The sequence below is a fragment of the Microbacterium sp. Leaf351 genome (genome assembly GCF_001423825.1).
GTDB classification, from domain to species: domain Bacteria; phylum Actinomycetota; class Actinomycetes; order Actinomycetales; family Microbacteriaceae; genus Microbacterium; species Microbacterium ginsengisoli.
The window spans coordinates 58,759-67,989 of record NZ_LMPK01000011.1; the positions used below are offsets into that span (position 1 = coordinate 58,759).

The following is a 9,231-nucleotide window of genomic DNA, read 5'->3' on the forward strand; positions in this document are numbered from 1 at the left end:
GCTCACGACGCTCGACTCCGGGCTGACCCAGCAGATCTCCGCGCAGTTCGCCGCCGTCAACAAGCTGCTCGACGGCTACCGCGATCAGAGCGCGATCGGCGGCTACGTGCGTTACACCGACGCCGTGAAGGCCGCGGATGCCGCGACTCTGAGCCGTGCGGTGCAGGCCCTGCAGGAACCGCTTGCGCAGATCGCCGAGAAGGCGGCGACAGCCTCATGAGCGCGGCCGTGCCGCCGCGGGAGCCGTCGTCGCAGGAGTCACCGGATGCGGGGGTCTCCCGCCGCGGACTGCTCCTCGGCGCCGCAGCCGGCGGCCTGGTGGCGGGGGTGGCGAGCGGTTTCGCCGGCGGGCGCGCCGTCGCGGCGCAGCCGACCGCGTCGTCGGGCGACGTCGTGCGGCTCGACAATGCGGTCTCGTTCTACGGCGACGCCGAGCAGGCGGGCATCCGCACCCCTCCGCAGCGGCACTGCGTGTTCATGACGTTCGACCTGACCACGTCCTCACGCACCGATCTGCAGACCCTGCTCGCCACCTGGTCGGCGGCGAGCGCTCAGCTCATGCGCGGCGCCACGATCGGCCAGGTCGAGCCGTCGCAGCCGAGCGCCATCGGCGACGACACCGGCGAGGCCGTCGACCTCGACCCGGCGTCGCTGACCGTCACGATCGGCCTCGGTCCGCGTGTGTTCGGCGACGAGTACGGTCTCGCGGCTCAGAAGCCGCCGCTGCTGCGGGAGCTCTCGCGGCTCCCGAGCGAGGCCCTGGATCCGTCGCTCACCGGCGGCGACCTGTCGGTGCAGGCCTGCGCGGACGACCCCCAGGTCGCCTATCACGCGGTGCGGTCGCTGGCTCGCGTCGGCAAGAAGCTCGGCGCGGCATCCACCCGATGGACGGTGACCGGCTTCGGGCGGGCCTCAGCCGGAAAGGGGCAGTCGACGCCGCGCAATCTGATGGGCTTCAAGGACGGCACACGCAACATCGTCGACGACGCGGACTTCTCGCAGTTCGTCTTCACCGGTGATGGTCCCGACTGGCAGCGCGACGGCAGCTACCAGGTCGTGCGCAAGATCCAGATGCGCATCGAGAACTGGGACACCGACCGGGTGTCCGACCAGAACCGTGTGTTCGGACGCCACAAGCTCAGCGGCGCGCCGCTGACGGGCACGGTGGAATCCGACACCCCGGATTTCTTGAAGACGGATGCCTCGGGCGCACCCGTGATCGATCCGACGGCCCACATCCGGCTGGCCGCGCACGAGAACAACAACGGTCTGAAGATCCTCCGCCGCGGATACAACTACACCGACGGCATCAACCAGTACGGGTTCCTGGACGCGGGCCTGCTGTTCATCAGCTACCAGAAGGACCCCGCGCAGTTCGAGACGCTGCAGCGCCGTCTCGGCTCGTCGGACGCGCTGAACGAGTACATCTCGCACATCGGCTCGGGCATCTTCTTCGTGCCGTCCGCAGCCCGGTCGGGGACATACCTCGCGCAGGGCGCGTTCGCCTGAGTTGCGTGGCGAGGCGGCCCGCGCGTCAGCCGTCGTTCGCGGCGACGGCGTCGGCCAGCCCATCGAGGAACCGCGCGACCACGTCGAGATCGGCGTCGGAGTACGTTCCGGCGACGTCACGCATCGCGCCGAGGCTCTCGCGATAGTGCGCGAAGAACGCGGTGCGCGATGCCGGGAGGAGCGCGATCACCCGCGCGCGGCGATCGTGAGGATGGGGGCGGCGTTCGAGGTACCCCGCCGCCGCGAGCCGGTCGAGCAGTTTGGTCGTCGAGGCCGTCGAGATGCGCAGATGCCGGGCGATGTCGTGCGGACTGACCGGCTGCCCCTGCTGCTCGCGGATGATCAGCATGCGGAGCGTCGCGAGATCGGTGGCGTTCATCCCCATGTCGTCTTTGACGCCCGAATGCATGCGGTCGAGGGCGTCGTTCAGCGCCCGCACGCCCACGAGCACCCGCTGTACGGCGCTTTCGCGGGACGCGGGGTCGGGTCGATACTCGGACATGTGGACACTCCTCCACACCTCTTGTAGCATCGGACTCAGAGATCGCTAGTTTAGCTAGCAAAAGGGGAGAGCAACAGTGTCAGACGTCGAGCAGGTGGTCTTGCTCGACGAGCGCGCCGCTCCCGTCGGGACGACTCCCAAGAGCACGGTACACGGCGCCGACACCCCCCTGCACCTAGCGTTCTCGTGCCACGTGCTCGACGATGACGGACGGGTGCTCATCACCCGCCGCGCGCTCTCCAAGCAGACCTGGCCGGGCGTCTGGACGAACACCTTCTGCGGCCATCCCGGCCCGGGCGAAGACCTCGAGGCGGCGGTGCACCGCCGCGCGCGCGTCGAGCTCGGACTCGCCCTCGACGACGTGACGCTCACCCTCCCCGACTTCCGCTATCGCGCCGTCGACGCATCGGGCGTCGTAGAGAACGAGGTGTGCCCCGTCTTCGTCGCGCACGCGACAGGACCGCTGCATCCCGATCCGGACGAGGTCGCCGAATGGGCATGGGTCGAACCCTCGGATGTCGCGGCCGCCGTCTCCGCGGCACCGTGGGCGTTCAGCCCGTGGCTCGGGCTGCAGGTCCCCCGACTCGCCCTCTACGACACCGCCGCGAGGGCGGCGCGATGATCGCCCGCATCTCCGCGGTCGATCGCGCCGCCGTCGACGACGCGATCGACGCCTCCCTGGCACGGCTGCAGAAGCGAGGGGCCGGGCTCGGCGACGCCTTCGACGACCTCGCAGCCGCGATGGTCCGCGCGGCATCCGGCGGGAAGCGCTTCCGTCCCGCGCTCGTGCTCGCGGCGTTCCGCGCCTGCGGAGGTACCGACGGGCGCAGGGATGCCGCAGCATCCGTCGCCGCGGCGTTCGAGCTGCTGCACACCGCGTTCGTCATCCACGACGACGTGATCGACCACGACACGATGCGTCGCGGCGTGCCGAACGTCGCCGGGGAGTTCCGCCGTCGCGCGCTCGGTGACGGCGCCACACCGTCGGCGGCGACCGGCGTCGGCGAGGCGGCGGCGATCCTCGCGGGCGACGTGCTCCTCTATGAGGCGACCCGGCTGGTCGCGGCGGTCGATCTGCCCGCCGACCTGCGCTCCCGCCTTCTCGATCTGCTCGACGACGCGGTTCTCGTCTCCGCCGCGGGAGAGCTCGCCGATGTCGAGCATGCGGCCGCCGACGCGGAGGCCGAAGACGACAGCCTCATCGCGACCGCTCACGACAAGACGGCCGTCTACTCCTTCGCCGCCCCGCTCGCCGCCGGCGCCGTGATCGCCGGTGCCGACGAGACGGATGCCGCGGCGCTCGCCGCGTGCGGCACCCACCTCGGCCTCGCGTTCCAGCTCGTCGACGACCTGATCGGCGCGTTCGGCACCTCCGCGCAGGCCGGTCGCGACGCCGGCGTGGACCTGCGCGAAGCGAAGCAGACGCCCCTCATCGCCCTGGCCCGTCGCACAGAGGGGTGGCACGCGGTGCGCGACACACTCGCCGTCGCCCACACCGGTCCGATCGCCGTGCTCGACGCGCAGCGCGCGCTCGACGAGAGCGGCGCCCGTGCGGCGCTGGTCGCGCTCATCGACAGCGCCCTCGACGCCGCGCGCACCCGTGCGCAGGAGCTCGGCGCCGCGGCATCCGCCCTCGTCGACCGTGCCGCCGACGCGATCCGCGAGCGCATCCCGTGACCGACGCACCCGGCATCGCGCTCTACGACCGCACGGCAGCGGATGCCGCGGCCACCGTCATCGCGCGTTACTCGACCTCCTTCGCTCTGGCAGCGCGACTGCTCGGAAGCCGGGTGCGGCCCCACATCCGCAACGTCTACGCGCTCGTGCGCATCGCCGACGAGATCGTCGACGGTCCCGCCGCCGAGGCGGGAGTGGCCCGCGACGGCCAGGCGGAGCTTCTCGCCGGCCTGGAGGCCGAGGTCGCCGCGGCCGTCGCGCGCGGGTTCAGCAGCAACCTGGTGGTGCACGCCTTCGCCGGCACGGCGCGCGCGTGCGGCATCGGCACCGACCTCACCGCACCGTTCTTCGCGTCGATGCGCACCGACCTCGATACGACCGTGCACGACGCCCGCTCGCACGAAGAGTACGTCTACGGCTCGGCCGAGGTGGTGGGGCTCATGTGCCTGGCGGTGTTCGTGAACGCGGGGGCGGTCGCACCGATCCAGCCCGACGACAGACTCGTCGCCGGCGCCCGCGCGCTCGGACGAGCGTTCCAGGACGTCAACTTCCTGCGCGACCTCGACCACGACGCGGCCGGCCTCGGCCGCGACTACCTCGGCGCGACCGACGCCCGGTCCCGCGCCGACGTGCTCGACCGCATCGACGGCGACCTCGACCTCGCCGCCGACACCGTGCCGCTCCTCCCCCGCGACTGCCGACCCGCCGTGACCGCCGCCCACGACCTGTTCGCCGCCCTCTCGCGACGGCTGCGTCGAGCGGATGCCGCCGCGAGCCGTGTGCGCGTCCCCGACCCCGTCAAGGCGTACCTCGCCGCTCGCGCCCTGCTGGGCGCACGGCCCCGGCGCCTCGGGGTGCGCGGATGACGGGCCGCACCGCGATCGTCATCGGCGCCGGCATCGCGGGGCTCGCCACGGCCGCCCTCCTCGCAGACGACGGCTACACCGTGACGATCGTCGAACGCGGCGATGACGTCGGCGGTCGGGTCGGCACGTGGGACCGCGACGGATTCCGGTTCGACACCGGCCCCAGCTGGTACCTCATGCCCGACGTGTTCGAGCATTTCTTCCGTCTTCTCGGCACCACCACCGAGCGAGAGCTCGACCTCGTCCCGCTCTCCCCCGCGTACCGCGTCTACTCCGAGGGGTACGACGCCCTCGACGTGCCGAGCGGGCGGGGCGCGGCATCCGCTCTGTTCGAGAGCATCGAGCGCGGCGCGGGCGCGAAGCTCGAGCGCTACCTCGACTCCGCCGCCGACGCCTACGACCTCGCCGTCTCGCGCTTCCTGTACGACCCGTACCTCGGGTACGCGGGCCTCGCCGACGGCGCCGTCGCGCGGCAGCTGCCGCGGCTCGCGCGGCTGCTCGTCGAGCCGCTCGCGTCGCGCGTCGAGCGCACGTTCACGGACCGCCGGCTGCGGCAGATCCTCGAGTACCCGGCAGTCTTCCTGGGCGGATCGCCGTACGGTGTGCCGAGCCTCTACCACCTGATGAGCCACCTCGACCTGACCGACGGCGTGCGGTACCCGCAGGGAGGCTTCACCGCCCTCATCCGGGCGATCGAGCGCCTCGTGCGGGCGCGCGGCGTCGTCATCGAGACGGGCGCCGACGTCACCGCGATCGACGTCGTGGCCGGGCGGGCGCGCGGCGTGCGGCTCGCCGACGGCCGCATGCTCGGGGGAGACGTCGTCGTGTCCACCGCCGACCGGCACCACACCGAGACGGCGCTGCTCGACGACGCACACCGCGAGCTGCCGGAGAGCTGGTGGGAACGACGCACGCCGGGACCGGGGGCGCTGCTGATCCTCCTCGGCGTGCGGGGCGAACTGCCCGAGCTCGCGCACCACACCCTGCTGTTCACCGAGCGCTGGCGCGAGAACTTCGACGCGATCTTCGGGGAGCCCTCGGCGATCCCCGACCCGGCGTCGCTGTACGTGTGCCGCCCGAGCGCGACCGACTCCACCGTCGCGCCGGCAGGCCACGAGAACCTGTTCGTGCTCGTACCGATCCCCGCCGATCCCTCGCTCGGCCACGGCGGCATCGACGGGGCGGGAGACGCGGGAATCGAACGGGCAGCGGATGCCGCCATCGCCCAGATCGCCTCGTGGTGCGGCGTGCCCGACCTCGTGGACCGCGTCGTCTTACGACGCACGATCACGCCCGCCGACTTCGCCGACGACCTGAACGCCTGGCGCGGCACGTCGCTCGGACTCGCGCACACGCTGCGCCAGAGCGCGGTGTTCCGCCCGCGCAACGGCTCGGCGAAGGTCCCGAACCTGTTCCATGCCGGCACCTCGTCGCTTCCGGGCATCGGGCTGCCGATGTGCCTGATCTCTGCCGAACTCGTCGCCAAACGGCTGCGCGCCGACCGCAGCGCGGCGCCGCTCGTCGAGCCGGCGGGTCGCTGACGTGCCCGGCCTGTATCTGCTCGTCATCGTCGTCTCCGCGGCGGGCGTCGCGCTGCTCGACGCGCGATACCGGCTGGCCCTGTGGGCGCGGCCGCTGACCACCGCGATCGCGGTGTTCGTCGGCACCGCGTTCTTCGTCGTCTGGGATCTCGTCGGCATCGCCGCGGGCGTCTTCGTGCAGGGTGACTCGCCGCTCTACCTCGGCATCGAGCTGGCCCCGCACCTCCCCCTCGAGGAGATCACCTTCCTGCTGTTCCTCTGCTACCTCGCCGCCGTCTGCGCCGGAGCCGGCAGCCGCCTCCTCGCGCGGAAGGAACCTCGATGACCTACGCGCTGCTCGTGCTCCCGTTCCTCGCGATCACCGTCGTCGTCACGCTGCTGAGCGCCGTGCGCCCCGGATTCGGACGGCGGATGGCGGCATCCGCCCTCGCCGCCGTCGCCCTGCTCGCCCTCACCGCCGTCTTCGACAACGTCATGATCGGCGCCGGGCTATTCTCCTACCCGCCCGAGCACCTGAGCGGCATCCGCATCGGACTCGCCCCGATCGAGGACTTCTCCTACCCGCTGTGCGCGGCGTTCCTCGTGCCTGCGATCGCCGCCCTCGTCTCGCGGCGCGAGAGGAGCGACGCATGAATGTCGTGCGCACCCTGTTCGTGTCCTCGCGGCCGGTCAGCTGGATCAACACCGCCTACCCGTTCGGCGCCGCCTACCTGCTCGCCACCCGCGAGATCTCCGTCACGCTCCTCGTCGGCGTGGTGTTCTTCCTCGTCCCGTACAACCTCGCGATGTACGGCATCAACGACGTGTTCGACTACGAGTCCGACCTGCGCAACCCCCGCAAGGGCGGTGCTCACGGTGCTGTGCTCGATCGGCGGCTGCACCGCGTGACGCTCTGGGCGGCGGGCCTCAGCTGCCTGCCGTTCGTCGTCTACCTCGTCATCGTCGGCTCCGCGCTCTCCTGGCTGGTGCTCGCCGCGAGCCTGTTCTTCGTGGTGTTCTACTCCGCGCCGCCGCTGCGCCTCAAGGAGCGTCCCTTCGCCGACTCGGCGACCAGCAGCATCCACTTCTTCTCACCGGCCGTCTACGGCCTCGTGCTCGCCGGGGCCACCTGGACGTGGGCCCTCGCCGCGGTCATCGGGGCATTCGCCCTGTGGGGGGTCGCGTCGCACGCCTTCGGCGCGGTGCAGGATGTCGCGGCCGACCGCGAGGCCGGCATCGACTCCGTCGCGACGGCGATCGGCCCCCGCGCGACCGTCTGGTTCTCGCTCGCCTGCTATGCGGCCGCCGCACTCGTCGTGACGGGGGGAGCCTGGCCCGCGCCGCTGGCCGCGCTGCTCGCCGTGCCCTACCTGGTCGCCGTGTGGCCGTATCGCGCGGTCACCGCCGAGACCGCGCACCGCGCCACCGTCGGATGGGATCGGTTCCTCTGGATCAATCAGTTCTCGGGGTTCGCGGTGACGCTGCTGCTCATCTGGTGGTGGCAGCTGGCGCGCTGAGCCTCGAATGCCCGACGGTGGGGTGGACGCCTGCGCGCCCACCCCACCGTCGGTTCACTGCGAGGAGAGCTGCAGCAGCGTGTTGATCGCCTGGGTCAGACGCGCGTCGGCCTCGCCGTACTTCGTCCAGTCGCCGGCCTGGAGAGCCGCTTGACGATCGAGCATCGCCTGCTTGGCCTCCTGGAGCGCCGCCTGGTAGGCGGTCGACGATCCGGTGCCTCCGCTCGCGGAGGGCGACGGCGTGGGCGTGGCGCTCGGGGTCGACGTCCCGGTGGGCAACGGGGATGCCGTCACACCGTTGTCGCCCGCGGCGGCGCCCGAGTTGCCACCGAACAGCGAGTCGAGCGCTGCCGTCAGGGTGTCCTCGAACGCGACCTGGCTGCCGAAGGCGACGAGCACCTTCTGGAGTGTCGGCAGCTTCGTCGCGCCGGACGACTGCACGAACACGGGCTGCACATAGAGCAGGCCGCCACCGACGGGCAGGGTCAGCAGGTTGCCGTTGAGCACCTGCGACTGACCCTGTTTGAGCAGGTTGATGAACGATGAGACGGCGGGGTCGGCGCTGAACGTGTTCTGCACCTGCCCGGGCCCGGGCACCGGAGTCGAGGCGTTGATCACCAGCATCCGCAGCTTGCCGTAATCGGCACCCTTCGTGCCGGCGGTGGTGCCGGCATCCGAATCGACCGCGAGATAGCCCATCAGGACGTTCCGCGCATTCGTCCCGTCGGATTGCGGGATGAACGAGGTGAACATCGAGTAGGTCGGCGAGGCCTGGCCCGGCATCTGCATCGTCATGTAGTACGGCTGCTGCAGCACGGTGTTGTCGGTCGGGTCGGCGGGAGTCGTCCAGGCGTTGTCACGCTGGTAGAACGACTGCGGATCGTTGACGTGGTACACGCCCAGCATCGTGCGCTGCACCTTGAAGAGGTCGGTCGGATAGCGCACGTGGCTGATGAGGTCGGCCGACATGTCGGCGATCGGCTTGACCGTGGACGGGTAGACGTTCTGCCACGCCTGCAGGAGCGGGTCCGTCGGATCCCAGGCGTAGAGCGTCACATGACCGTCGTACGCGTCGACGGTCGCCTTCACCGAATTGCGGATGTAGTTGACGTTGTCGAGCGCGACCCGCGGAGTGGGGTTGTTCGCGTCGGCGATGGCCTGGGACATGCTCGTCGTCGTCGAATACGGGTACTGGTCGCTCGTGGTGTAGCCGTCGACGATCCAGACGATGCGGCCGTCCACCACGCTCGGGTACGGCTCGCCGTCGAGGGTCAGGTACGGGGCGATCTTCTGCACGCGCGTTGCGGGGTCGCGGTCGTAGAGGATCTGCGAATCCTGGTTGATCGAGTCGGAGAACAGGATCTGCTCCGCCTGGAACTTGATCGCGTAGATGAGCCGGTTGAACACGTTGCCGATGTTCGGGCCGCCGTTGCCGTCGAAGGTGGTCTTCGTCTCGGTGCTGCTGCCGTCGCCGGCCGGGTAGTCGAGCTCGATCGGCGCGGTGCCCGCGGGGGCGCCGACGATCGAGTACGTCGGAGCGTTCGCCGAGAAGTAGACCCGCGGCTCGTACTTCTCGCCCGACGTCAGGAAGCCCGCGGACGGGATGCCGCGCTCGAGGAAGACGGGGTTGCCGTCGGAGG

The 9,231-nt window shown here is 71.0% G+C and carries 10 protein-coding genes and 1 pseudogene; 9 read left to right on the top strand and 2 right to left on the bottom strand.

Annotation, left to right across the window (positions count from 1 at the left end):
• Both ASG00_RS15665 and efeB read left to right on the top strand, forming a co-directional pair.
• A pseudogene (locus ASG00_RS15665) lies at nt 1–220 on the top strand (iron uptake system protein EfeO); the annotation flags it as partial.
• Nucleotides 217–1,509, top strand: a complete 1,293-nt coding sequence (efeB, locus tag ASG00_RS04505; protein ID WP_056207310.1) for an iron uptake transporter deferrochelatase/peroxidase subunit — start codon at nt 217–219, stop codon at nt 1,507–1,509. The pseudogene ASG00_RS15665 and the gene efeB, both read left to right, overlap by 4 nt.
• 25 nt (nt 1,510–1,534) lie before the next feature.
• Here efeB and ASG00_RS04510 read toward each other — a convergent pair whose 3' ends face one another.
• The gene (locus tag ASG00_RS04510) at nt 1,535–2,011 is read right to left on the bottom strand and encodes a MarR family winged helix-turn-helix transcriptional regulator (protein WP_056207220.1); all 477 of its coding nucleotides are present in this window, start codon (nt 2,009–2,011) and stop codon (nt 1,535–1,537) included.
• Between the two features lie 76 nt (nt 2,012–2,087).
• Here ASG00_RS04510 and idi point away from each other — a divergent pair, with 76 nt between their 5' ends.
• The 7 genes from idi to ASG00_RS04545 are packed head-to-tail and all read left to right on the top strand — an operon-like array spanning nt 2,088 to nt 7,591.
• Nucleotides 2,088–2,633, top strand: a complete 546-nt coding sequence (gene idi / locus ASG00_RS04515; RefSeq protein ID WP_056207222.1) for an isopentenyl-diphosphate Delta-isomerase — start codon at nt 2,088–2,090, stop codon at nt 2,631–2,633.
• Nucleotides 2,630–3,688 carry a polyprenyl synthetase family protein gene (locus ASG00_RS04520; RefSeq protein WP_056207224.1) on the top strand — a complete coding sequence of 353 codons (1,059 nt, stop codon included), beginning with the start codon at nt 2,630–2,632 and terminating at the stop codon, nt 3,686–3,688. The genes idi and ASG00_RS04520 overlap by 4 nt, the downstream gene beginning before the upstream one ends.
• Nucleotides 3,685–4,554 (top strand): squalene/phytoene synthase family protein, encoded by an 870-nt coding sequence (locus ASG00_RS04525; RefSeq protein WP_056207226.1) that lies wholly within the window; start codon nt 3,685–3,687, stop codon nt 4,552–4,554. The genes ASG00_RS04520 and ASG00_RS04525 overlap by 4 nt, the downstream gene beginning before the upstream one ends.
• Complete coding sequence (gene crtI, locus ASG00_RS04530) at nt 4,551–6,095, top strand: phytoene desaturase family protein (protein ID WP_056207228.1); 1,545 nt, start codon at nt 4,551–4,553, stop codon at nt 6,093–6,095. Before ASG00_RS04525 ends, crtI begins: the two co-directional genes overlap by 4 nt.
• A gap of 1 nt (nt 6,096) precedes the next feature.
• Nucleotides 6,097–6,420 (top strand): lycopene cyclase domain-containing protein, encoded by a 324-nt coding sequence (locus ASG00_RS04535; RefSeq protein ID WP_056207230.1) that lies wholly within the window; start codon nt 6,097–6,099, stop codon nt 6,418–6,420.
• Nucleotides 6,417–6,728 carry a lycopene cyclase domain-containing protein gene (locus ASG00_RS04540; RefSeq protein ID WP_056207231.1) on the top strand — a complete coding sequence of 104 codons (312 nt, stop codon included), beginning with the start codon at nt 6,417–6,419 and terminating at the stop codon, nt 6,726–6,728. The genes ASG00_RS04535 and ASG00_RS04540 overlap by 4 nt, the downstream gene beginning before the upstream one ends.
• The gene (locus ASG00_RS04545; protein ID WP_056207234.1) at nt 6,725–7,591 is read left to right on the top strand and encodes a prenyltransferase; all 867 of its coding nucleotides are present in this window, start codon (nt 6,725–6,727) and stop codon (nt 7,589–7,591) included. The genes ASG00_RS04540 and ASG00_RS04545 overlap by 4 nt, the downstream gene beginning before the upstream one ends.
• A 54-nt stretch (nt 7,592–7,645) precedes the next feature.
• On the opposite strand, the gene ASG00_RS16885 is transcribed toward ASG00_RS04545, so the two are convergent.
• Nucleotides 7,646–9,231: UPF0182 family protein (locus tag ASG00_RS16885; RefSeq protein WP_235559139.1), on the bottom strand; the 1,586-nt coding region annotated here is incomplete at its 5' end.